The organism is Ornithinimicrobium tianjinense, from assembly GCF_014636495.1.
In the GTDB taxonomy this organism is placed as follows: Bacteria; Actinomycetota; Actinomycetes; order Actinomycetales; family Dermatophilaceae; genus Ornithinicoccus; species Ornithinicoccus tianjinensis.
Genome location: NZ_BMEM01000007.1, coordinates 22,794 through 44,761, shown reverse-complemented (window position 1 = coordinate 44,761; position 21,968 = coordinate 22,794). Strand labels below are relative to the sequence as shown.

20 protein-coding genes are annotated in these 21,968 nt (G+C 73.3%); 15 read left to right on the top strand and 5 right to left on the bottom strand.

Features of this window, described 5'->3' with window-relative positions:
- Positions 1-31: 31 nt before the first annotated feature.
- Positions 32-475, top strand: a complete 444-nt coding sequence (locus tag IEV65_RS15080; protein ID WP_188432210.1) for a MarR family winged helix-turn-helix transcriptional regulator — start codon at positions 32-34, stop codon at positions 473-475.
- Positions 457-2,028 (top strand): MDR family MFS transporter, encoded by a 1,572-nt coding sequence (locus IEV65_RS15075; protein WP_188432208.1) that lies wholly within the window; start codon positions 457-459, stop codon positions 2,026-2,028. The genes IEV65_RS15080 and IEV65_RS15075 overlap by 19 nt, the downstream gene beginning before the upstream one ends.
- A 314-nt stretch (positions 2,029-2,342) precedes the next feature.
- On the opposite strand, the gene IEV65_RS15070 is transcribed toward IEV65_RS15075, so the two are convergent.
- Entirely contained in the window at positions 2,343-2,936 is a 594-nt protein-coding gene (locus IEV65_RS15070) for a 4'-phosphopantetheinyl transferase family protein (RefSeq protein ID WP_188432206.1), read from the bottom strand.
- Between the two features lie 52 nt (positions 2,937-2,988).
- Here IEV65_RS15070 and IEV65_RS15065 point away from each other — a divergent pair, with 52 nt between their 5' ends.
- The 7 genes from IEV65_RS15065 (at position 2,989) to IEV65_RS15035 (ending at position 12,205) form a co-directional block, all read left to right on the top strand.
- Positions 2,989-5,706 (top strand): AMP-binding protein, encoded by a 2,718-nt coding sequence (locus tag IEV65_RS15065; RefSeq protein WP_188432205.1) that lies wholly within the window; start codon positions 2,989-2,991, stop codon positions 5,704-5,706.
- Positions 5,703-6,731, top strand: a complete 1,029-nt coding sequence (locus IEV65_RS15060) for an iron ABC transporter substrate-binding protein (protein WP_188432203.1) — start codon at positions 5,703-5,705, stop codon at positions 6,729-6,731. Before IEV65_RS15065 ends, IEV65_RS15060 begins: the two co-directional genes overlap by 4 nt.
- Positions 6,715-8,349: an ABC transporter permease gene (locus tag IEV65_RS15055; RefSeq protein ID WP_188432201.1), complete on the top strand. Its 1,635-nt coding sequence runs from the start codon at positions 6,715-6,717 to the stop codon at positions 8,347-8,349. Before IEV65_RS15060 ends, IEV65_RS15055 begins: the two co-directional genes overlap by 17 nt.
- 11 nt (positions 8,350-8,360) lie before the next feature.
- A complete protein-coding gene (locus tag IEV65_RS15050) occupies positions 8,361-9,461 on the top strand; it encodes an ABC transporter ATP-binding protein (RefSeq protein ID WP_229735336.1) in 1,101 nt (366 codons plus the stop codon).
- Positions 9,462-9,569: 108 nt separating this feature from the next.
- Positions 9,570-9,929 (top strand): carboxymuconolactone decarboxylase family protein, encoded by a 360-nt coding sequence (locus IEV65_RS15045; protein WP_188432200.1) that lies wholly within the window; start codon positions 9,570-9,572, stop codon positions 9,927-9,929.
- 266 nt (positions 9,930-10,195) lie between these two features.
- On the top strand, positions 10,196-11,401 hold the full coding sequence (locus IEV65_RS15040; RefSeq protein WP_188432197.1) for a sensor histidine kinase: 1,206 nt from the start codon (positions 10,196-10,198) through the stop codon (positions 11,399-11,401).
- A 36-nt stretch (positions 11,402-11,437) separates the two neighbouring features.
- A complete protein-coding gene (locus IEV65_RS15035) occupies positions 11,438-12,205 on the top strand; it encodes a LytR/AlgR family response regulator transcription factor (protein ID WP_188432195.1) in 768 nt (255 codons plus the stop codon).
- 6 nt (positions 12,206-12,211) lie between these two features.
- Here IEV65_RS15035 and IEV65_RS15030 read toward each other — a convergent pair whose 3' ends face one another.
- Both IEV65_RS15030 and IEV65_RS15025 read right to left on the bottom strand, forming a co-directional pair.
- Positions 12,212-12,625, bottom strand: coding sequence for a PIN domain-containing protein (locus IEV65_RS15030; RefSeq protein ID WP_188432193.1), 414 nt, complete (start codon positions 12,623-12,625; stop codon positions 12,212-12,214).
- On the bottom strand, positions 12,622-12,873 hold the full coding sequence (locus IEV65_RS15025) for an AbrB/MazE/SpoVT family DNA-binding domain-containing protein (RefSeq protein WP_188432191.1): 252 nt from the start codon (positions 12,871-12,873) through the stop codon (positions 12,622-12,624). The genes IEV65_RS15030 and IEV65_RS15025 overlap by 4 nt, the downstream gene beginning before the upstream one ends.
- A 55-nt stretch (positions 12,874-12,928) precedes the next feature.
- On the opposite strand from IEV65_RS15025, the gene IEV65_RS15020 reads away from it, so the two are divergent.
- From IEV65_RS15020 to acs, 5 genes are all read left to right on the top strand, one after another.
- Entirely contained in the window at positions 12,929-13,366 is a 438-nt protein-coding gene (locus IEV65_RS15020; protein WP_188432189.1) for a hypothetical protein, read from the top strand.
- Positions 13,363-14,886 (top strand): sodium/solute symporter, encoded by a 1,524-nt coding sequence (locus IEV65_RS15015; protein WP_188432187.1) that lies wholly within the window; start codon positions 13,363-13,365, stop codon positions 14,884-14,886. Before IEV65_RS15020 ends, IEV65_RS15015 begins: the two co-directional genes overlap by 4 nt.
- A 177-nt stretch (positions 14,887-15,063) precedes the next feature.
- Complete coding sequence (locus tag IEV65_RS15010) at positions 15,064-15,429, top strand: DUF485 domain-containing protein (RefSeq protein WP_188432185.1); 366 nt, start codon at positions 15,064-15,066, stop codon at positions 15,427-15,429.
- Positions 15,426-17,066, top strand: coding sequence for a monocarboxylic acid transporter (locus IEV65_RS15005; protein ID WP_188432183.1), 1,641 nt, complete (start codon positions 15,426-15,428; stop codon positions 17,064-17,066). The genes IEV65_RS15010 and IEV65_RS15005 overlap by 4 nt, the downstream gene beginning before the upstream one ends.
- Positions 17,067-17,150: 84 nt before the next feature.
- Positions 17,151-19,136: an acetate--CoA ligase gene (gene acs / locus IEV65_RS15000; protein ID WP_188432181.1), complete on the top strand. Its 1,986-nt coding sequence runs from the start codon at positions 17,151-17,153 to the stop codon at positions 19,134-19,136.
- A gap of 163 nt (positions 19,137-19,299) precedes the next feature.
- On the opposite strand, the gene IEV65_RS14995 is transcribed toward acs, so the two are convergent.
- Both IEV65_RS14995 and IEV65_RS14990 read right to left on the bottom strand, forming a co-directional pair.
- Complete coding sequence (locus IEV65_RS14995) at positions 19,300-20,349, bottom strand: zinc-dependent alcohol dehydrogenase family protein (protein ID WP_188432180.1); 1,050 nt, start codon at positions 20,347-20,349, stop codon at positions 19,300-19,302.
- Between the two features lie 64 nt (positions 20,350-20,413).
- Positions 20,414-20,944, bottom strand: a complete 531-nt coding sequence (locus IEV65_RS14990; protein WP_188432178.1) for an RrF2 family transcriptional regulator — start codon at positions 20,942-20,944, stop codon at positions 20,414-20,416.
- Positions 20,945-21,038: 94 nt separating this feature from the next.
- Here IEV65_RS14990 and IEV65_RS14985 point away from each other — a divergent pair, with 94 nt between their 5' ends.
- On the top strand, positions 21,039-21,950 hold the full coding sequence (locus IEV65_RS14985; protein ID WP_188432176.1) for a sulfite exporter TauE/SafE family protein: 912 nt from the start codon (positions 21,039-21,041) through the stop codon (positions 21,948-21,950).
- Positions 21,951-21,968 lie beyond the last annotated feature (18 nt).

Below are 21,968 nucleotides of genomic sequence, written 5' to 3'. Positions count from 1 at the left end.
GAACTCATCGCCGTGCTAAGATGTATGCATCATGCAACTATCTGAGCAGCTGGCGCGAGCCTTCACGGCGATGGGCCGCGCGATCTCGCAGCTGGGGGGCGAGCTGCCCCGCGCCGACTTCGTCGTGCTGGTCCGGCTCGCCCAGACCTCGGACGCCGGCGACCCCTGCCGGCTGCGCGACCTCGCGCACGCCGAGGGCCTGGACCAGTCCACGATGAGCCGCCGGATCGCCTCTCTCGCCGAGCGCGGCCTCGTCGAGCGCCGCCCCGACCCTGACGACCGCCGCGCCCACCGGCTCCAGCTCACCGAGAGCGGGGCGGCGGCGCTCGCCGCCGAGCGCGCGCGCCGCGTCTCCCTCGTCACCGACGCCCTGGCGGGCTGGGACGAGTCCGACAAGGCCGAGCTCGCCCGCCTGCTCGGCAAGCTCACCGACACCCTCGACTCACGAAGGACACCATGGCGCCATACCGGATGAGCAAGGAGCACCAGCGCGTGTTCGTCGGGCTGATGCTCGGCATGCTCGTCGCCTCCATCTCCCAGACCATCGTCGGGCCGGGCCTGCCGCGCATCGTCGCCGAGCTCGGCGGGATGGAGCACTACAGCTGGGTCGCGACCGCGGCGATGCTGGTCAGCGCGGTCGCGGTGCCGATCGTCGGCAAGCTGTCCGACCTCTACGGCCGCAAGAGCTTCTACGTCGGCGGCATCGTCGTGTTCATGCTCGGCTCGGTCATCAGCGGCCTCGCGCCGAACTTCTGGACGCTGGTCGCCGGCCGCGCGGTCCAGGGGCTGGGCATGGGCACGCTCATGCCGCTGTCGCAGACGATCATCGGTGACATCGTGCCGCCCCGCGCCCGCGGCAAGTACCAGGGCCTCATGGGCGCCATCTTCGGCCTGACCTCGGTCGCGGGCCCGCTCGCCGGCGGCGTCATCACCGACCACCTGGGCTGGCGGTGGCTCTTCTTCGCGGCGCTGCCGTTCGGGCTGGCGACGCTCTTCTTCATCGTCCGCTTCTTACACCTGCCCCACACCCGCCGCGAGGCGAAGATCGACGTGGCCGGCATCGTGACGCTGACGATCGCGCTGGTCGCGATCCTGCTCGCCACCAGCTGGGGCGGCACCACCTACGCCTGGTCCTCGCCGACCATCCTCGGCCTGTATGCCGTGGGTGCGGTCTTCGTCGCGCTGTTCGTCCGCGCGGAGCTGCGGGCGGCCGAGCCGGTGCTGCCGCTGCGGCTTTTCCGTTCCCCGGTCATCTCGTGGGCGAGCGTCGCGGCCTTCGGGCTGGCGATGGTGATGTTCGGCGCGATCATCTACATCCCGGTCTACGCCCAGGGTGTCCTCGGGGTCGATGCGACCAACTCCGGCCTGATCCTCATGCCGATGATGGTGAGCTTCGTCGTCGTCGGCATCCTGGCCGGGCTGCTGGTCACGCGGACGGGGCGCTACAAGCCCTTCATGCTGGCCGGCGTCGTCGTGATGGGGGCGGGTCTGTGGCTGCTGACCCAGCTCGAGGTGGACTCGAGCCAGGGGGACATGACGGTCGCGATGGCGGTGCTCGGCCTGGGCCTGGGGTTGTGCATGCAGCTCTACACGCTCGTCGTGCAGAACGTCGTGGGCCCGGCCGACATGGGCGTGGCCACCGCGTCGACGCAGTTCTTCCGCAACGTCGGCTCCACGGTCGGCATCGCGATCTTCGGCACCGTGATGACCTCCGGCCTCGGCGCGGCCATCATGGGCCATCTGCCGCCGGAGGCCGCGGCCAAGGCGGGAGGCGCACTCAGCCATGCCGATGCCGGCTCCGCCCTCGACCCGGCCGCGATGGAGGGTATGCCGCCCGTCGTCCTGGCCGCCGTCCGCGCCGGGCTGGCCGACCGCCTGCACGAGGTGTTCCTGCTCGGGCTGCCGATCCTGGCCGTGGTGCTCGTCGCGACGGCGCTCATCCCGCACGTCCCGCTGCGCGAGACCGTGCACACCCGCGAGGACGCCGAGCGCGAGCTGCTCGACGCGATGGGCGACGCCGGGCGCTGAGCGCGAGCTGCGACACGATGGGCGACGCCGGGCGCTGAGCCGGCTCGGGCGGGTCATGGCCTAGGGCTGCTGCGCCCCGGGCTGCTGCGCCCCGGGCTGCTGCGCCCCGGGCTGCTGCGCCCCGGGGTCGCCGCGCCCTGGCGCCCGACGGCCCTCCGCTGGGCCATACGTCCCGGCGACACGCCCGTGCTGGTGCGGCTCAGGCGTGCACGTGCGCCGGTGAGCCGGTCCTCGTCGGCGCGCCGTCGGCACGGATCGACCGATCACACGGATCGACCGATCAGGCGGATGGACCGATCAGGCGGATGGACCGATCAGGCGCCGTTCGCCTCGACCCGCCGCGCGGTGAGGGCCACGCCCGCCGCCGAGAGCACCGCCACCGTCGCAACGTAGCCGGACAACGGAGGCTCGATCCGCAGGGTCCGACGGTCAGGCCCGCCACCTGCTTTGACCAGTGCCTCACGCGCCGTCCAGGCGAGGGCCTCCTGGGCCCCGCCATCGTCGCCGAACCGGTCGACCCGCTCGACGTCCACACCCACCGGCGCATCCCAGCAGGTGGCGACGACCACGAGGAGGCCGGCGTGCGCGACGGACAGGTGCGGCCCGCCGGCGACGACCGGGCGGCCGTGCTGCTTGCCGCACTCCTCGCACGTCCGGTCGATCTCGAACGGCCCGACGACCTGGTCCTCGCCCCGCCCGAGGACCTGGCCCCCGTCCAGCCCCCGCGCGGCGGCGACCGCCTCCTGCAGCAGCGCAGCAGCGACGAGGCGCCGGCCGCGGTCGCCCGGCCGTCCCGGCTCGAGGGCGCGGGCGCGCTCGACCGGTGGCAGCCGCTCGGCCAGCGCCACGTCGGCGGAGCGCAGGTCGGCCCACCACACGTCCACCCGGACGCCTGTGGGATCGGTCACGGAATTACTCCCAGATTTGGTCGCGATTTTGAGTGAGGCTAGCCTAAGTCGTGTGTCGACCCCCGTGCTGAGCGCGTCCGTCGCGCCCCGCACCGGAGCGCGACGCTCCCCGCTGCCCCCGGTCGGCTCCGTCGACCCCGGCGCCCCGGCGCTGCTGGCACCTGCGGGAGAGGTCGTCGACCACGGCACGCTGCGCGCGCGCGTGGAGGATCTCGCCGCCGGTCTGCCGGACGCGACCACCGGCCGCCGCCTCGTCCACGTCCCCCTCCGGGCGACCGTCGAGGACGTCGTCGGCTACCTCGCGGTCCTCGAGGCCGGGCACGTCGCGCTCGTCACCGCCGACGGTCCGAGCGGGCAGCGCGTCGCCGGTCACTGGGCCCCCGACCTTGTCGTCCAGGACGGCGAGGTCCGCCCGGGTGACGGCAGCGCCGACGCCTGCGCGCGGCATACCGGGAACGGGCCCCGCCACCTCCTCCACCCCGACCTCGCCCTCCTGCTCTCCACCTCCGGCAGCACCGGCTCGCCCAAGCTGGTGCGCCTCAGCCACGCCAACGTCACCTCCAACGCCGCCGCCATCGCGGCCGCCCTCGGCCTGACCGACGCCGACCGGGGCGTGACGAGCCTGCCGCTGCACTACTGCTTCGGGCTGTCGGTCCTGCACAGCCACCTCACCGTCGGCGCCTCCGTCGCGCTCACCGACGCCTCGGTCCTCGACGACGCGTTCTGGGCCACGGTCGACGGGCAGGGCGTCACGGACATCGCGGTGGTGCCGCACATGGTCGAGCTGATGGAGACCACCGGCGCCCTCGAGCGCCCCCACCCGAGCCTGCGCCTGCTCACCCAGGCCGGCGGGCGGATGGCGACCGACCGCATCGTGCGCACCGCCGCCCTCGGGGCCGAGCACGGCTGGGGCCTGTCGGTCATGTACGGCCAGACCGAGGCCACCGCCCGCATCGCCGTCCACGCGCCCGCCGACGTGCCCGCCGCCCCGGACGCGGTCGGCCGCCCCGTCCCCGGCACCGAGGTCGTCCTCGACGCCACCGTGCCCGAGGCCGACCCTGCCACCGGCGCGGGTGAGGTCGTCGTGCGCGGGCCGGGCGTCATGCTGGGCTACGCCGAGCACCCCGACGACCTGGCGCTCGGGCGGATGATCACCGAGCTGCGCACCGGCGACCTCGGCCGCCTCGACGAGCACGGCGTCCTGCGGATCGTCGGCCGCCGCTCGGGCTTCGTCAAGGTCCTCGGCCTGCGCATCGACCTCGCCCGCGTCGAGCGCGCCCTCGAGGGCGAGGGTCTCGTCGCGTGCGTCACCGGCGACGACGAAGGCCTGCGCGTCGCGGTCGAGCCCCGCGCCGGCACCCCGACCACCGATCTCTCCGGTATGGCGCGCCGCGCCGCCGCGCACGCGTCCGGCCTGGGCGTCGGTCACGTCCGGGTCGCGGTGCTGCCGCTGGCCCGGCTGGCCAACGGCAAGGTCGACCGCGCCGGGTGCGACGCGCTGGTGCGCGGCAGCGACCCCGACGAGTGCGTCGACGCCCGCCAGCAGCTGGACGCCCCGACCCTCGAGGTCCGCGTCGGCGCCGCGCTGGCGGAGGTGCTGGGGCTCGACGAGATCGGCGTCGATGTCGACCGGTCCTTCGTCGACCAGGGCGGCGACTCCCTCTCCCACGTGCAGGCCTCGGTCCGGCTGACCGCGCTGCTCGGCGAGCTGCCCCGCGACTGGCACCACCGGCCGCTGCGCGAGCTCGTGGAGAGCCCCGCCCCGACCCTCGCCGCGCCGGCGAAGGAGAGCTGGCTGCGCCGCCGCCTCGGCGCGCCGGTCCGGCTGGAGACGTCGGTCGTGCTCCGCGCGATCGCGGTGATCACGATCTGCGGCACCCATGCCGGACTGTTCCGGATCCTCGGCGGTGCCCACACGCTGCTCATCGTCGCCGGCTTCAACGCCGCGCTCTTCGCCCTGTCCGCCCCCGGCGTCGCCGCGCGCTGGCGCGGGACCGCTCGCGTGCTCGTCGGCATCGCGGTCCCGACCGTCGTGATGGCGCTGCTCGGGCTGACCTACGGCCGCTACGGCTGGGACAACGTCTTCCTCGCCAACTGGCTGGTCGGCGACATCGCCTACGGCAAGCACAACGAGCTGTGGTTCGTCGACGCTCTGGTGGCCAGCACGCTCTTCGTCACGGCCACGCTCTCGGTCCCGGCGGTCGCCCGCCGCTGGCGCGTCGACCCGTGGCCGGTCGCGTTCACGCTCGTCCTCCTCGCGCTGGTGCCCCGCTTCGCGATCCTCCACCTCTTCGAGGGGGTGCTGCGCGGGATGATGCCGACGGTCCTGTGGCTCTTCGCGATCGGGCTGGCCCTGGCCACCGCCCGCACGGCCGCCCGCCGCCGCTGGACGATGGCCGCCATGGTCGCCGGGATCGCGACCTTCTTCCCCGACGACCCGGTGCGCAACCTGACGATCCTCGCCGGCGCCGCCGTCCTGGCGTTCGTCCCGACCGTCGCCGTGCCCAGCCGTCTGGTGCCCGTCGTCGCCACCCTCGGCGCGGCCAGCCTGCACATCTACCTCGTGCAGTTCCACGTCCTCGACGTGGTGCCCTTCCCGCCGCTCGCGACCGTCGCGGCCATCGCCGCCGGCGTCCTCGTGTGGCGGCTCACCGACGCACCCGTGCGCCGGCTGCAGCAGCTCGTGACCCGTGACCCCTCCCGCGCACGGGTCGCGCGTGCACGGCATACCCTCGACCCCGCCCCCGCCCCCGAGAGGACCCCCGCGTGAGCCCCACCCTGTCCCGCCGCACGCTGCTGGCCGGCCTGCTGGCCTCCCCGTTCGTGCTCAACGCCTGCAGCAAGGGCGAGGAGTACGTCCCGGACCCGGAGAAGCTGCAGATCTACTCCAGCCAGCACCAGAACGTCACCGAGGCGTGGGCCAAGGCGTTCACCGAGGCGACCGGCATCGAGACCCAGGTGCGCGCGGGCAAGGACTCCTCGATGGGTCACCAGATCGTGCAGGAGGGTGACGCCTCCCCGGCCGACGTCTTCCTCACCGAGAACTCCCCGGCGATGACCGTCGTCGAGCGCGCCGGGCTGCTGGCGCCGGTCGACGAGGCGACGATCGGGCAGGTCCGCGAGGGCATGGCGCCCTCGAGCGGGCTGTGGACGGCGATCGCGGCCCGGTCGACCGTGCTCATCTACAACCCGTCCAAGATCACCGAGGCCGAGCTGCCGCAGTCGATGATGGACCTCGCCGACCCGGCGTGGGACGGCCGGTGGGGCTGCGCGCCGGGCGGGGCCGACTTCCAGGCCATCGTCGCCGGCATGCTCGCCGACCGCGGCGAGGCGGAGACGACCGCCTGGCTCGAGGGTCTGGAGCGGGGCGCGACCGTCTACCAGAACAACATCGCCACGATGAAGGCCGTCAACGCCGGCGAGGTGCCGGTCGGGATCATGTACCACTACTACTGGTACCGCGACCAGGCCGGCGACAAGGCGGGCTCGGGCAACACCCAGCTGCACTACTTCGGCAACCAGGACCCGGGCGCGTTCGTCTCGCTGTCCGCCGGCGGCGTGCTCGCCGGCAGCGACAAGGCCGAGCAGGCGCAGCAGTTCCTGGCGTTCGTCACCGGCCCGGAGGGCCAGGAGATCCTCGCCACCAGCAAGAGCATGGAGTATGCCGTGGGCGTGGACGTCGAGTCCGACCCGGCGCTCCCGCCGCTGGACGGGCTGGACGCCCCGCCGGTCGATCCCTTCACCCTCAACAGCGACCAGGTCACGGACCTGATGACGGATGCCGGCATCCTCTAGGAGCGCCTCCGGGCTGGGCAGCGCGCCGGCCGTCGTCACCCTGGCGGCGGCCGTGGCGCTGCTCACCCTCCTGCCGATCCTGGTCGTGCTGGGCCAGGCGGCGGCCGGCGGGGTCGCGGAGGCGCGGGACTACCTCCTGCGCCCGCGGATCGCCGAGCTGCTCGCCCACACCGGGTGGCTGATGCTGCTCACCGTGCCGCTGGCGACCGTGCTGGGGGTCGGTGCCGCGTGGCTGGTGGAGCGCACCGACCTGCCGCTGGCGTCGACGTGGCGGACGCTGATGCTCGCGCCGCTGGCTGTGCCGGCCTTCGTCAGCAGCTATGCCTGGATCTCCTGGCAGCCGGGGCTGGTCGGCCTGGGCGGGGCGGTGCTGGTGACCACGCTGTCCTACTTCCCCTTCGTCTTCCTGCCCGTCGCGGCGCTGCTGCGCACGCTGGACGCCGGAGAGGAGGAGGTCGCGCGCTCCCTGGGCGTCGGTCCCGTCGGCACCTTCGCCCGCACCGTGCTCCCGCGCCTGCGGCCGGCGATCAGCGGCGGTGCGCTGCTGGTCGCGCTGCACCTGCTCGCGGAGTACGGCGTGCTCGAGATGATGCGCTACCAGACCTTCACGACCGCGATCCTGCAGCAGTATGCCGTCGGGTTCAGCGACGTCCGTGGGTCGCTGCTCGCCTCGGTGCTGCTCGTCCTCTGCCTCGTGGTGCTCACGCTGGAGGTGGCGGCGCGCGGGCGGGCGAGGGTGTCGCGGCTCGGGTCCGGCGCGGGTGCGCGGGCGCTGCCCCAGCCGCTGGGCCGCTGGACGGTCCCATCCCTGCTGGGGCTGGCGCTCGTCGTCGCCCTGGCGGTCGTGGTGCCGGTGACGATGGTGCTCCGGTGGCTGCTCGCGGGCACGAGCCAGAGCGGGGCCGCGGGCCTGCCCGCCGACCTGCTGTGGGTCACCCTGAGCACCCTCGGCCTGGCACTCGGCGGCGGGCTGCTCGCGGTCCTGCTGGGGCTGCCGGGGGCGGTCCTGCTCGACCGGTCGCGCAGCTGGCTGGCGACGGCGCTGGAGCGCACCACGTTCGTCGCGAGCGCGCTGCCGGGCGTCGTCGTCGCCCTGGCGCTGGTCACCCTGTCGGTGCGCTGGGCCCCCGCGCTCTACCAGACGGTGCCCCTGATCCTGCTGGCCTACGCGATCCTCTTCCTGCCCCGCGCGATGGTGGCGCTGCGCTCGGGCCTGGCCGCCGCGCCGCCCGAGCTGTCCGAGGCCGCACGCGCCCTGGGGGCCGGCGGCTTCGGGGTGCTCGGCCGCGTCGTGCTCCCGCTGGCGGCGCCCTCGGTGCTGGCGGGCTTCGTGCTGGTGGCGCTCGCGATCTCGACCGAGCTGACCGCGACCCTCCTCCTCGCGCCGACCGGGACGCAGACCCTTGCGCTGGCCTTCTGGGGCGCGAGCGACGAGCTGGACTACGCTGCGGCGGCGCCGTACGCCGCGGTGATGATCGCCCTGTCCGTGCCGCTGACCGTGATGCTGCGTCGGCAGATCGTCACCGCCGGTGCCGAGGCGCCCACCCGCGGAGACGCGGCCGCGGACGACCCGGCCGCACGGCATACCCGCGACGTGCTCGAGCTGGTGGAACGATGAACAATGGAGCGGTGATCGAGGCAGTGGAGGCGCCCGTGAGCGTGGACCCGCCCGCGAGCAAGGTGATGCTGCGCGGCGTGCGGGCCGGCTACAACGGCGCGGAGATCCTGCACGGCGTGGACCTCACGGTGCCCGAGGGGCTCACGACGGCGGTGCTCGGCGACTCGGGGTCCGGCAAGACGACGCTGCTCAAGGTGATCTCCGGGTTCCTGCGGCCGGCTGACGGAGAGGTCGTCGTGGGCGGACGCACCGTCGCCGGGCCGGGAGCGTGGGTGGCTCCGGAGAGGCGGGGGATCGGCTACGTCCGCCAGGACGGCGGGCTGTTCCCGCACCTCAGCGTGGCCGGGAACATCGCCTTCGGGCTGCCGCGTCCCGTGCTCGGCCGCCGCGACCGTGCGCACCGGGCGCGCGTGCTCGAGCTCCTCGACCTGGTGGAGCTGCCGGCGGCGCTGGCCGACCGGCACCCCGACCAGCTGTCCGGCGGGCAGCAGCAGCGGGTGGCGCTCGCGCGGGCCCTCGCGCCCGAGCCCGACCTGGTCCTGCTCGACGAGCCGTTCTCGGCGCTGGACACCGCGCTGCGGACGGCCACCCGCGAGGCGACCGGCCGGGCCCTGCGCGCAGCTGGCGCCACGACGATCCTCGTGACCCACGACCAGCCGGAGGCGCTGTCCTTCGCGGACGAGGTCGCGGTGCTGCGCGAGGGCCACTTCTCGCAGATCGCGCCGCCCCGCACGGTCTACGGCGAGCCGGCGGACCCGCACGTGGCGGCCTTCCTCGGCGACGCTATCTATGTGCACGGGCTGGCCAACCAGACGCAGTTCCGGTGCGCGCTCGGCAACCTGCAGACCGCGGGCTTCGTGACGCGCGGTGCCGTCGAGGGCCTGCTGCGGCCCGAGCAGCTGGCGCTGGTGGCGCCCGGCGCAGGCTCGGTCGACGCCCGGGTGACCTCGGTGACCTACTTCGGCCACGACTCGGTCGCCGACCTCCAGCTCGTCAGCGGCGTGCCGGTCCGCGGCCTGCGGGCGCGCGTCGTCGGCCACCAGGTGCCGGACGTCGGTGACGTCGTCGGGCTGCAGGTGATCGGCCCGGTGCGGGTCTTCCCCAGTCCCTGAGGCCGGAGGCTCGGCCGACGCCCCTGCGGCCCTTCCTGCCGGACCGGACAGGCGTTCCTGCCGGACCGGACAGGCCGCAGTGCTGGCTCTTGCTATACCCTCCGGGGTATGACTCACGGTGACCACGGGCAGCACGTTCTCGACGGCCTGCGCGGGGAGGCGCGCGAGCTGCGCAACCGCATCCCCGACGTCTACGCGGGCTACTCCGCGACCCACAAGGCGGCGCTCTCGGCCGGCGAGCTCGACGTGGCGACCAAGGAGCTGATCGCGCTCGCGATCGGCGTCTCCAAGCAGTGCGACGGCTGTATCGCCAGCCATGCCCGCGGGGCCGCCCGTGCCGGCGCCACGGCACAGCAGGTCGCCGAGGCGCTCGGCGTCGCGATCCTCATGAACGGCGGACCCTCGACCGTCTACGGCCCGCGTGCGATGGACGCCTTCCTGGAGTTCTCCGGCGAGAACCCGGCCTGAGGCGACGTGTCCGCGCCGTGGCCCGGGTACTACTCGGACCACGACATACACCAACCACCGGCGCAGACACCCGCGACCAAGCCACACACTTCCGGCAAGGATTCGTGAGACGTAACCAACGAATCCTTGCCGGAAGTGTGTGCTTTGAAGCCGGGGACGACGGACGCGTGCGGTGCCGCAGGGCGTCGACCGAGCCTCCGGCGTCAGAGCGCCTGTCCGGTGTGACCGGAGCGCCTGTCCGGTCGGGGTGGTCGTAGGGTCGGGCCATGCCGGTCCAGGACGCCCTCCACCTGCCCACGGCCATCGTCGTGCTCGCCGTGGTGCTGGTGGGGCACGCGGTCTACTGGCTGCTGCGTCGCCGGGTCCGGCGCGGCTTCCTCTCCGAGACCGACCGGCTCACCTACGAGACTCTGCGGCTCGGCAGCCAGGCCGGCCGACAGCTCCGCACCGGCCTGACCAGCGACACCGCCTCCCGGGCCGCGCGCAACCTGCGCCTGATGCTCGCGGCCCGCGCGGTCGCGCTCACCGACACCCAGGCGCTGCTCGGCTGGGCGGGGCGGGCCGACCACCACGCGGACCAGGTGCTGGGCCACGCCCGGCGGGTCCTCGAGGGCGGCGACGTCGTCGTCCTCACCCGCGCCGACCTGCCGTGCGCCAACCCTGACTGCGAGATCCGGGCCGGCGTCGTCGCACCCCTGGTCGTCGACGACCGCGTGACCGGCGCGCTGGCGGCATACTCCGACCGTCCCTCCGCCGGGCTCGCCCGGGCGACCGAGGAGCTGGCGACCTGGGTCGGCGGGCAGCTCGAGCTGGGGGAGCTGGACCGCGAGCGCACCCGCGCGATGGAGGCCGAGCTGCGCAGCCTGCGCGCCCAGATCAGCCCGCACTTCGTCTACAACAGCCTCACCGCCATCGCCAGCTTCGTGCGCACCGACCCCGACCGGGCGCGCGAGCTGCTCCTCGAGTTCGCCGACTTCACCCGCTACGCGCTGCGCCGCGGCGGGGCCTTCACCCCGCTGGCCGACGAGCTGCGCAACGTCGAGCGCTACCTCGTCCTCGAGCAGGCCAGGTTCGGAGAGCGCCTGCGCGTCAACCTGCTCATCGCCCCGGAGGTGCTGCCGGTCGTCGTCCCCTACCTCGTCGTCCAGCCCCTGGTCGAGAACGCCGTCCGCCACGGACTGGCCGGCAAGGAGGGCGTCGGCACGGTGTCGATCACCGCGACGGACCTGGGCGACCTGGCCGAGATCGTCGTCGAGGACGACGGCGTCGGCACCGACCCCGAGCGCATCCGTCGCGCGCTCGACGGCGGCACCGAGGGCGGTCCGGCCGACTCGCTCGGCCTGGGCAACGTCGACGCGCGCCTGCGGCAGGTCTACGGCGACGACCACGGCCTCGTCGTGGAGACCGCCCCGGGTCTGGGCACCCGGGCCAGCTTCCGGGTGCCGAAGTTCGCGCCCGGCGTGCGGGCGTGACCGCCTGGCGGGCACGCGCCTCCTAGCATGGCTCCCATGCGCGCCCTCGTCGTCGACGACGAACCGCCCGCCCTCGCCGAGCTGACCTGGCTCCTGGAGCAGGACGGGCGGTTCAGCTCCGTGCAGCCGGCGTCCTCCGGCACCGACGCCCTGCGCGCCCTGGAGGAGGGTGCGGTCGACGTCGTCTTCTCCGACATCTCGATGCCAGGCCTCGACGGGATGGAGCTGGCGCGCGTCATCGCCCGCTTCGCCGACCGCCCGCAGGTCGTCTTCGTCACCGCTCACGAGGAGCACGCGGTCGACGCCTTCGCCGTCCAGGCCACCGACTACCTCCTCAAGCCGGTCTCTCGCGACCGCCTCACGCGCGCGGTCGACCGCGTCCTGGGAGGTATGCCGTACGCCGGCTCTCCCGCACCCGTCGCCCCGGGCGGGGGCCTGGCGGGTGCGGCGCCGGCTGACGCCGCGGAGCCTGCGGACGAGCGGATCGCCGTCGAGCTCGGCGGGGTGACGCGCTTCGTGCGGCGGTCGGACGTGCGCTACGTCCAGGCCCAGGGCGACTACGCCCGGTTGTTCACCCAGTCGGGCTCGCACCTGATCCGCGTCCCGCTGAGCACGCTCGAGGAGCGGTGGACGGACGCGGGGTTCGTGCGGATCCACCGCTCCACCCTCGTGGCGCTCGGTCACGTCGCCGAGGTGCGGCAGAGCCAGGGCAAGCTCAGCCTCGTGCTCTCCGGCGACGGCCCCGAGCTGGCCGTGGCCCGCCGCCACGCGCGCGAGGTCCGCCGCCTCGTCGTCGGCGAGTGAGGGCTGCTACGCCTGGACCACCCTGAAGGCCGCGCCGACCACCTCGTAGGCGCGCACCGCCCGACGGTCCAGCGTCAGCAGCTCTACCTCGTGCTCCAGGGCCGTCGCCGCGACCAGGGCGTCGTAGACCGCGCCGCCTCCCAGACCCACGCGAGCGAGCTGCCCGATCAGGTGGACGTGGCGCTCCGGGGGGAGCAGGAGCGGCCGTGCCTCCAGGGAGGCGAGCGCCGTGCGGGCGTCCGAGGGGGAGATCCGGTGAGGCGCGGGCAGGCGGGTCAGGACGCTGTAGGTCTCCAGGAGGACATGGCCGGGCAGGACCGTCAGTCCGCCCGCCAGGGCGGCGCGCGCCGCCGCGTGGTGCTGGTGCCAGGACAGGAGAGCCGGCACCAGGACACTGGTGTCGCAGGTGGCCGGACTCACCGCCGGGACGACTCGAGGGTGTCGCGGACGGTGCTGGAGGACAGCACGGGCAGGTCCTCCTTGGCCGTGAGGACGGGCAGCTCGCCGGGCGTCCCCGGATGCACCTCGACGTCGGCGGGGACGACCTCGATCACGAGCAGGCCGTCCGCGTAGGAGATGTCGATCTCGCGCCCGGCGCTCAGGTGCATGGCATCTCGGAGCGCCTTGGGCACGACGATCCGCCCCGCCTGGTCGATGGTGGTTCGCATGGCAGAAAAATACCATCACCGCAGCCATCGCCCAGGCTGGCGCTAGGGTTCCGGCATGAGCGACCCGGCGCCGCGGCCCACCCAGCGAGTGCGGGTCACCGCGTCGCGCAGCGCCGCCCGTCCGGCCCGCCGCCGCCGGACCCGGGTCGCGCTCGTGGAGCAGACCGGCGTCGGCGAGCTCTACCTGCAGGGGCTGCTGCGCGCGCAGCTGCGGCTGGCCCTCACCGTGCTCGGCGCCGTCGCCACGGTCCTCCTGGGTCTGCCCGTGGTCCTGGCCCTCGTCCCCGCCGCCCGCCAGGTCCACGTCGGCCCGCTGCCGCTGACCTGGCTCGGCCTCGGCGTCCTCGTCTACCCGGCAGCCGTCGCGGCCGCCTGGCTCTACCGGCGCAGCGCGGAGCGCCACGAGCGCCGGTTCGCCGAGTTCGTCGCCGGCGAGCAGCCGCCTGGGGAGGGCTACGCCCGCGGTCACGACCCCCGGGACCCGGCCCGGTGAGCGCGACCCTCTCCGGGGCCGCCGTGGCCCTCGTCTGCGTGGTCACCCTCGCGCTCAGCCTCTTCGCGCTCCGGCTGGCCCGCCGCACCTCGGACTTCTACGTCGCCGGCCGCGCGGTCACCCCGGGTCGCAACGCCGCGGCCATCGGCGGGGAGTACCTCTCGGCCGCGAGCTTCCTCGGCGTCGCGGGCCTGATCTACGACCAGGGCGTCGACGCGCTCTGGTACCCCGTCGGCTACACCGTCGGCTACCTCGTCCTCCTCGTGCTCGTCGCCGCGCCCCTGCGCCGCTCCGGCGCCTACACCCTGCCCGACTTCGCCGAGGGCCGGCTGGAGTCGCGCGGCGTCCGCCACCTCTCCTCGGTCCTCGTCGTGCTCATCGGCTGGCTCTACCTGGTCCCGCAGTTCCAGGGCGCCAGCTTCACCCTGCGCCTGGTCACCGGCGCGCCCGCCTGGCTCGGGGCGGCGGTCGTGGCGGTCGTGGTCGTGCTCGCGGTCGCGGCCGGCGGCATGCGCTCGATCACCCTGGTCCAGGCGGTCCAGTACTGGCTCAAGCTGAGCGCCCTCGCCATACCCGCAGGCATGATCGTCGCCGCCTGGTGGGCGGCGCAAGCCCCGCCGCCGGACGTCAGCCACAGCTGGGCGCAGCCGTTCACCGGGCGCGACCCCGACGAGCACCACCTCTACCGGACCTTCTCCCTGATCGTCGCGCTGGCGCTCGGCACGACCGGCCTGCCCCACGTCGTCGTGCGCTACTACACCAACCCCGACGGCACGGCGGCGCGCCGCACGACGGTGCGGGTGCTGGCCCTGCTCGGCGCCTTCTACGTCGTGACCGTCGTGTATGGCGTGCTCGGCCGGGTCTACCTGCCCGTGCTCGCCCCGGGGGACCGCGCCGACACGGTCGTGCTGCGGCTGCCGGGCGAGGTCTTCACCGGCGGCGGAGCCGAGATCCTGACCGCGGCGCTCGCGGGCGGCGCCTTCGCCGCCTTCCTCTCCACGAGCTCCGGGCTGGCGGTCGCGGTCACCGGCGTGCTCAACCAGGACCTCGTCCGACCACGCCTGGCCCGCCTGACCGCCGGCGACCACTCCGAGGTCACCGGCTTCCGCCTGGCCACGGTGCTCGCGGTCCTGGTCCCGTATGCCGTCTCGCTCGTCTTCCCGCAGGTGCCGCTCGCGGCGTTCGTGACCCTGGCCTTCGTCGTCGCCGCCTCGACCTTCTTCCCGCTCCTGGCCCTGGGGGTGTGGTGGCCCCGGCTGAGCGTCCCGGGTGCGGCCGCGGGGCTGGTCGTCGGAGCGGTGCTCGCGGTGGGGGCGCTGGGACTCACCGTCCGCTCCGGCGCCCGGGACGGGTGGGCGGCGGCCCTGCTGGCCCAGCCGGCGGCCTGGACCGTGCCGGCCGCCTTCGCGGTGATGGTGACGGTCTCGCTCGCGACGCCCCGCGGCATACCTCGCGGTGCCCGACGGACGCTGGTGCGGCTGCACACCCCCGAGGAGATCACCGCCCAGACGACCCGGTGAGCGCGTCCCACCGCGTCACCGCACCACGCCGCTCGTCGTCCCCCGCCGACCGTTCGCCGCAGCGGGGGACCGTCCGCCGAGAAGGTGTCCTGGGTCACTTCCGCGCCCACCGGGCCCGCGCCCACAGTGGTCCCACCCACGGCGCGTCCGCGCCGCCCGACCCTTGTGGAGGACACCGTGACCGAGTCACGACACGAGAGCAGGGACGAGGTCGCCGACACCGGTGTCGACCCCTACGTCCAGCTCCAGCGCACCGAGGAGTTCCAGGACCTGCGCCGCAGGTTCCGCAGCTTCGTCTTCCCGATGACCGCCTTCTTCCTGGCGTGGTACTTCCTCTACGTCCTGGCGGCCAGCTACGCGCCCGGCTTCATGTCGACCAAGGTGTGGGGCAACATCAACATCGGCCTGATCTTCGGCCTGCTCCAGTTCGTCACCACCTTCGCGATCACCTTCATCTACGCCCGCTGGGCCAACCGTGAGTTCGACCCCCGCGCCGAGGCCCTCGGCCAGCGCATGGAGCAGATCGGAGGGACCGGGCGATGAGCAGCATCCTCACCGCGCCGCTGGCGCTCCCGGCCGCCGCGGCCGTCCAGGTGGGCAGCCCGGCGCTCAACATCGGCGTCTTCGCCGCCTTCGTCATCGTCACCCTGGCGATCGTCATCCGCGTGGCCGGCGGCAAGAAGACCGCCGCGCAGTACTACACCGGCGGCGCCGCCTTCTCCGGCCGGCAGAACGGCCTGGCCATCGCCGGCGACTACCTCTCGGCCGCGTCCTTCCTGGGCATCGCCGGCGCCATCGCGCTGCAGGGCTACGACGGCTTCCTCTACTCGATCGGCTTCCTCGTCGCCTGGCTCGTGGCGCTCCTGCTCGTCGCCGAGCTGATGCGCAACACCGGCCGCTTCACCATGGCCGACGTGCTGTCCTACCGCCTGCGGCAGAAGCCGGTCCGGATCGCGGCCGCCACCTCCACGCTGGCGGTCTCCTTCTTCTACCTGCTCGCCCAGATGGCGGGCGCCGGAGGCCTCGTCGCGCTGCTCCTCGGCCTGAACTCGCTCTGGGCGCAGTACGTCGTCATCGCCGTCGTGGGCGCGGTCATGCTCGCCTACGTGATGATCGGCGGGATGAAGGGCACCACCTGGGTGCAGATGATCAAGGCCGTCCTGCTCATCAGCGCGACCGCGATCATCACCGTCTGGGTCCTCGGTAGGTACGGCTTCAACCTCTCCGGCCTCCTCCAGGCCGCCGTCGACAACTCCCCGGACGCCGGTGAGAAGCTGCTCGACCCGGGCCTGAAGTACGGCGTCTCCGACCTGACCAAGATCGACTTCATCAGCCTGTCGCTGGCGCTGGTGCTGGGCACCGCGGGTCTGCCGCACGTGCTCGTCCGCTTCTACACGGTCCCGACCTCCCAGCAGGCCCGCAAGTCGGTCGAGTGGGCGATCTGGCTCATCGGCGGCTTCTACCTGCTGTCCCTGGTCGTCGGCTACGGCGCGGCCGCCCTGGTCGGACCGGACACCATCACCTCGGCCCCCGGCAAGGCCAACTCCGCGGCCCCGCTGCTGGCCTTCGAGCTGGGCGGCTCGGTGCTGCTCGGCGTCGTCTCCGGCATCGCCTTCGCCACGATCCTCGCGGTGGTCGCGGGCCTGACGATCGCCAGCTCGGCGACCTTCGCGCACGACCTCTACAACTACGTGATCAAGGACGGCAAGGCGACCCCCGAGCAGGAGGTGCGTGTCGCCCGCTGGGCCGCCGTCGGCATCGGCGTCGTCGCGATCCTGGGCGGCATCCTCGCCTACGGCCAGAACATCGCCTTCCTCGTCGCCCTGGCCTTCGCGGTCGCGGCCAGCGCCAACCTCCCGACGATCCTCTACAGCCTCTTCTGGAGCCGCTTCAACACCCGCGGTGCGCTGTGGAGCATCTACGGCGGCCTCGCCTCGGCCATCCTGCTCATCGTCTTCTCCCCGGTCGTCTCCGGCTCGGAGACGGCGATGATCACCAACCCGGAGGTGGACTTCTCCTTCTTCCCGCTCGCGAACCCCGGGATCATCTCGATCCCGATGGGCTTCTTCCTGGGCTGGCTGGGCACGGTGACCAGCCCGGAGCGCAACGAGCAGAAGTGGGCCGAGGTCGAGGTCCGCAGCCTCACCGGTCACGGCGTCGCCGAGGCCATCGACCACTGACCCCGACGGGTATGCCGCGCGTCGCACCCGGGTGCGGCGCGCGGCATACTCGACAACGACCCGACGACGCAAGGAGAGACACGGATGTCCACCACGCCCACCGAGGGGATCGAGGCCCTGCTCCACGAGCAGCGCACCTTCGCACCGAGCCCGGATTTCGTCGCGCAGGCCAACGCCGGCGCCGAGCTGTTCGAGCAGGCCGCCGCCGACCGGGAAGGCTTCTGGGCCGACCAGGCCAGGAAGTACGTGCAGTGGGAGACCGACTTCGGGCAGGTCCTCGACTGGAGCGAGGCGCCCTTCGCGAAGTGGTTCGTCGGCGGACGTCTCAACGCGTGCGTCAACGCGGTCGACCGGCACGTCGAGGCCGGCCACGGTGACCGCGTCGCGATCCACTGGGTCGGGGAGCCCGAGGGCGACACCCGCGACATCACCTACGCCGAGCTGCACGGCATGGTGCAGCGGGCCGCGAACGCCCTGGCCGACCTCGGCGTGGGTGAGGGTGACGCCGTCGCGATCTACCTGCCGATGATCCCCGAGGCCGCGGTCGCGATGCTGGCCTGCGCCCGGCTCGGGGCGCCGCACTCCGTCGTCTTCGGTGGCTTCTCGGCCGAGGCGCTGCACAGCCGCATCGAGGACGCCGGCGCGAAGGTGGTCATCACCTCCGACGGCGGCTACCGCCGCGGCAAGCCCTCCGGCCTCAAGCCCGCGGTCGACGCGGCGCTCGCGGTCGGCGAGACGTCCGTCCAGCACGTGCTCGTGGTGCAGCGCACCGGCCAGGACGTGGAGTGGACCGAGGGCCGCGACGTGTGGTGGCACGAGGCGCTGGAGGCGGCGGCCGAGACCCACGAGGCGCAGGCCTTCGACGCCGAGCACCCGCTCTTCATCCTCTACACCTCCGGCACGACCGGGAAGCCGAAGGGCATCTTCCACGCCACCGGCGGCTACCTCGTGCAGTGCGCCTACACCAACCACGTGGTCCACGACGTGCACCCGGAGACCGACGTCTACTGGTGCACCGCCGACATCGGCTGGGTGACCGGGCACTCCTACATCGTCTACGGGCCGATGACCCTCGGGGCCACCCAGGTCATGTACGAAGGAACGCCGGACACCCCGCACCAGGGTCGCTTCTGGGAGATCGTCCAGGACAAGAAGGTCACGATCCTCTACACCGCGCCGACCGCGATCCGCACCTTCATGAAGTGGGGCCGCGAGATCCCGGACAGGTACGACATGTCCAGCCTCAAGCTGCTCGGCTCGGTCGGTGAGCCGATCAACCCCGAGGCGTGGATGTGGTACCGCGAGGTCATCGGCGGCGAGCGGTGCCCGATCGTGGACACCTGGTGGCAGACCGAGACCGGCGCGATCATGATCAGCCCGGTGCCGGGCGTGACCGAGACGCGCCCCGGCTCGGCGCAGCACCCCATCCCCGGCATTGTCGCGAAGGTCGTGGACGACATGGGCCAGGAGGTGGCGAAGGGCTCCGGCGGCTACCTCGTGCTCACCGAGCCGTGGCCCTCGATGCTCCGGGGCATCTGGGGCGACCCGGCGCGGTACAAGGAGACCTACTGGAGCCGCTTCGAGGGCATGTACTTCGCCGGCGACGGCGCCAAGCTCGACGAGGACGGCAACATCTGGGTGCTGGGCCGCGTCGACGACGTGATGAACGTGTCCGGCCACCGGATGTCGACGGCCGAGATCGAGTCGGCGCTCGTCTCCCACCCCAAGGTCGCCGAGGCGGCGGTCGTGGGCGCGGCCGACGAGACGACCGGACAGGCGATCTGCGCGTTCGTCATCCTGCGGCAGGAGGCCGTGGGCGAGGCCGACGAGGCGGGCGAGGGCCAGGACCTGGTGGCCGAGCTGCGCAACCACGTCGCCAAGGAGATCGGCCCGATCGCCAAGCCGCGGCAGATCATGATCGTCCCCGAGCTGCCCAAGACCCGCTCCGGCAAGATCATGCGCCGCCTCCTCAAGGACGTGGCCGAGAACCGCGAGGTCGGCGACGTCACCACGCTGGCCGACTCCTCGGTCATGAGCCTGATCAGCGAGGGCCTCAAGCACGGCGACTGACCGGACAGGCGTTACTGCCCGACCGGACAGGCGTTACTGCCCGACCGGACCGGCGTTACTGCCAGCACCGCTGCTCCCCACCGACCACCGCGCCCGTCCTGGCCGACCAGGACGGGCGCGGTGCCGTGCGCGGCCGGACGTCCCGGCTCCCGCCCGGTGCGCGTCAGGCGTTGGTGACGATGACCTTGAGCGCCCTCTCCTCCGTCGCGCGGGAGAAGGTGTCGTAAGCCTTCTCCCACTCCTCGAAGGTGAACCGGTGGGTGACGAACTTCTCCGGCGCGATCTTCCCGGCCATGATGTCCTCCAGCAACTGGGGGGCGGTCGTGGCGTTGACCAGACCGGTCGTGATCGTGATGTTGTTGATCCAGTCCCGCTCGATCGGGAAGCTCACCGGCTTGCCGTGCACCCCGGCGTTGGCCACCCGGCCCCCGGGACGGATCGCGTCCAGGCACATCGCGAAGGTCTCGGGGAGGCCGACGGCCTCGATGGCCACGTCGACGCCGGCGCCCTTGCGGCCCAGGGCGCGGACCTGCTCCAACGCCTCCGGCCCCGCCAGCACGGTGTCGGTGGCGCCGAAGTCGCGGGCCGCCTCGAGCCGGAAGGCGTTGCCGTCCACCGCGATGACCTTGGCCGCACCGCTTGAGCGCGCCGTCATCACGGCGGCCAGGCCGACCGGTCCGGCGCCGACCACCAGCACGACATCACCCTCGGAGACGTCGCCGTACCGGACCCCGATCTCGAAGCCGGTGGGCAGGATGTCGGAGAGCATCGTGCCCTGCTCGGGCGTGACGCCCTCGGGCAGCGGGATGAGCCCGTTGTCGGCGAACGGCACCCGGACGTACTCGGCCTGCGTCCCGTCGATGAGGTGCCCGAAGATCCAGCCGATACCGCCCAGGGTCTCGCAGTGCGAGGTGAGCCCCTCGCGGCAGTAGTCGCACTCCATGCACTTGCTGATGCACGAGATGATCACGCGGTCGCCGACCTTGACGCGGCTCACAGCGTCGCCGACCTCGGTCACCACGCCGACGCCCTCGTGACCGAGGATGCGGCCGTCGGTGACCGCGGGCACGTCGCCCTTGAGGATGTGCAGGTCCGTCCCGCAGATCGTGGTCGTCTCGATCTTGACGACCGCGTCGGTCGGCTCCTGCAGCGTCGGGTCCGGGACCTCCTCCCAGGTCGCCGTGCCGGGTCCGTGGTAGACCATGGCCTTCATCGAGACGCACCTTCCCTTCCGGTGTCCCTCGGGCGACTCCCGGGGGAGCACCTCCAGCCTACTACTATGACCCGTCGTTGTGACTGGGGGCGGCCGGGTGGTTGCGCCACGCCTCGGGGCTGGCGGTGAGCCGCCGCACCACCTCGGGCAGCTCCCCCGTGCGCAGCTGGACGACCGAGGTGCCGTCGAGCACCTCCCGCAGGGCGGCGCGCACGCCGACCCACAGGGTCGGCAGGTGCTCCGCCTCGCCCTGGTATGCCGTCTCGTGCGGCCGCAGGCCACGCACCTCGGCGAGCGGGCCGTCGACGGCGCGGATGATGTCGCCCACCGAGATGGCCTCCTCGGGGCGGGCCAGGAGGTAGCCGCCGGCGGCGCCGCGCCGGCTCACCACCAGGCCGGCGCGCCGCAGGTCGGCCAGGATGCCCTCGAGGAACTTGCGCGGCAGCTGCTGGACCGTCACGAGCCGCTCGACGGACACGGGTATTGCCGCACCGTCCCCCGTGCCTCCGTCCCCCGTGCCGCCCGGCCCCGCCTGCGCCGCCGCGATCGCGAGGACGGCGCGGACGGCATACTCCGAGCGCGCCGTGATGTTCATGGGGGCCAGTCTGACCTATGCCCACCGGACCGAACGAAGACTTATCCCTGCCAGTAGGTTGACTAATCTCTACTGAGCCAGCAGGATATCCCGCATGCGTCAGCTCGTGCTCCTCGCCCTCGTCGGACTCGCCGCCCAGCTCGTGGACGGCGGCCTCGGCATGGCCTACGGCGTGACGACCACGACGCTGCTGCTCCTCATCGGCGCCAACCCCGCCGCCGCGTCGGCCACCGTGCACCTCGCCGAGATCGGCACCTCGCTCGCGTCCGGCCTGAGCCACTGGCGCTTCGACAACGTCGACTGGCGGGTCGTGCTGCGCATCGGGGTGCCCGGGGCGATCGGCGCCTTCGCCGGTGCCACGGTGCTGAGCAGCATCGACACGGAGGTGGCGCGCCCGCTCACGAGCGGCGTGCTGCTGGTGCTGGGCCTCTACATCCTGGTGCGCTTCACGACGACGCAGCTGCGCACCGACCGGCTCGGCCAGCCCCTGCGCCGGCGCTTCCTGGCGCCGCTCGGCCTCGTGGCGGGCTTCCTCGACGCGACCGGGGGCGGTGGCTGGGGGCCGGTCGGCACGCCGGCGCTGCTGGCCAGCGGGCGGCTGGAGCCGCGCCGGGTGGTCGGCTCGATCGACACCGCCGAGTTCCTGGTCGCGGTGTCCGCGAGCCTGGGCTTCCTCGTCGGCCTCAGCCACCAGGGCATCCACGTCGGCTGGGTCCTGGCGCTCCTCGGCGGCGGCGTGGTCGCGGCGCCGCTCGCGGCCTACCTCGTCCGCGTCGTCCCGCCGCGGGTCCTGGGCGCCGGCGTGGGCGGGCTCATCCTGCTGACCAACGCCCGCACGCTGCTGCGCAGCGAGGTCGTCGACGCCGGCGAGGGTCTCCGCCAGCTCGTCTACGGCCTGATCATCCTCGCCTGGGTCCTGGCCGTCGGGTATGTCGTGACCGACCTCCTGCGCGCGCGGCGCCCCGCGGTCGCCGACCACTCGGAGCTCGAGCCGGTCGACGTCTGAGCCGCCCGCGGTAGGGGA

Bases quoted from the DNA above. Each gene is read 5' to 3' on its own strand.
- IEV65_RS15040 (WP_188432197.1), top strand. From the start codon at position 10,196: ATGCCGGTCCAGGACGCCCTCCACCTGCCCACGGCCATCGTCGTGCTC.
- IEV65_RS15005 (WP_188432183.1), top strand. From the start codon at position 15,426: ATGAGCAGCATCCTCACCGCGCCGCTGGCGCTCCCGGCCGCCGCGGCC.
- acs (WP_188432181.1), top strand. From the start codon at position 17,151: ATGTCCACCACGCCCACCGAGGGGATCGAGGCCCTGCTCCACGAGCAG.
- IEV65_RS15035 (WP_188432195.1), top strand. From the start codon at position 11,438: ATGCGCGCCCTCGTCGTCGACGACGAACCGCCCGCCCTCGCCGAGCTG.
- IEV65_RS15080 (WP_188432210.1), top strand. From the start codon at position 32: ATGCAACTATCTGAGCAGCTGGCGCGAGCCTTCACGGCGATGGGCCGC.
- IEV65_RS15025 (WP_188432191.1), bottom strand. From the start codon at position 12,873: ATGCGAACCACCATCGACCAGGCGGGGCGGATCGTCGTGCCCAAGGCG.
- IEV65_RS14990 (WP_188432178.1), bottom strand. From the start codon at position 20,944: ATGAACATCACGGCGCGCTCGGAGTATGCCGTCCGCGCCGTCCTCGCG.
- IEV65_RS15045 (WP_188432200.1), top strand. From the start codon at position 9,570: ATGACTCACGGTGACCACGGGCAGCACGTTCTCGACGGCCTGCGCGGG.
- IEV65_RS15055 (WP_188432201.1), top strand. From the start codon at position 6,715: ATGCCGGCATCCTCTAGGAGCGCCTCCGGGCTGGGCAGCGCGCCGGCC.
- IEV65_RS15020 (WP_188432189.1), top strand. From the start codon at position 12,929: ATGAGCGACCCGGCGCCGCGGCCCACCCAGCGAGTGCGGGTCACCGCG.
- IEV65_RS15075 (WP_188432208.1), top strand. From the start codon at position 457: ATGGCGCCATACCGGATGAGCAAGGAGCACCAGCGCGTGTTCGTCGGG.
- IEV65_RS14985 (WP_188432176.1), top strand. From the start codon at position 21,039: ATGCGTCAGCTCGTGCTCCTCGCCCTCGTCGGACTCGCCGCCCAGCTC.
- IEV65_RS14995 (WP_188432180.1), bottom strand. From the start codon at position 20,349: ATGAAGGCCATGGTCTACCACGGACCCGGCACGGCGACCTGGGAGGAG.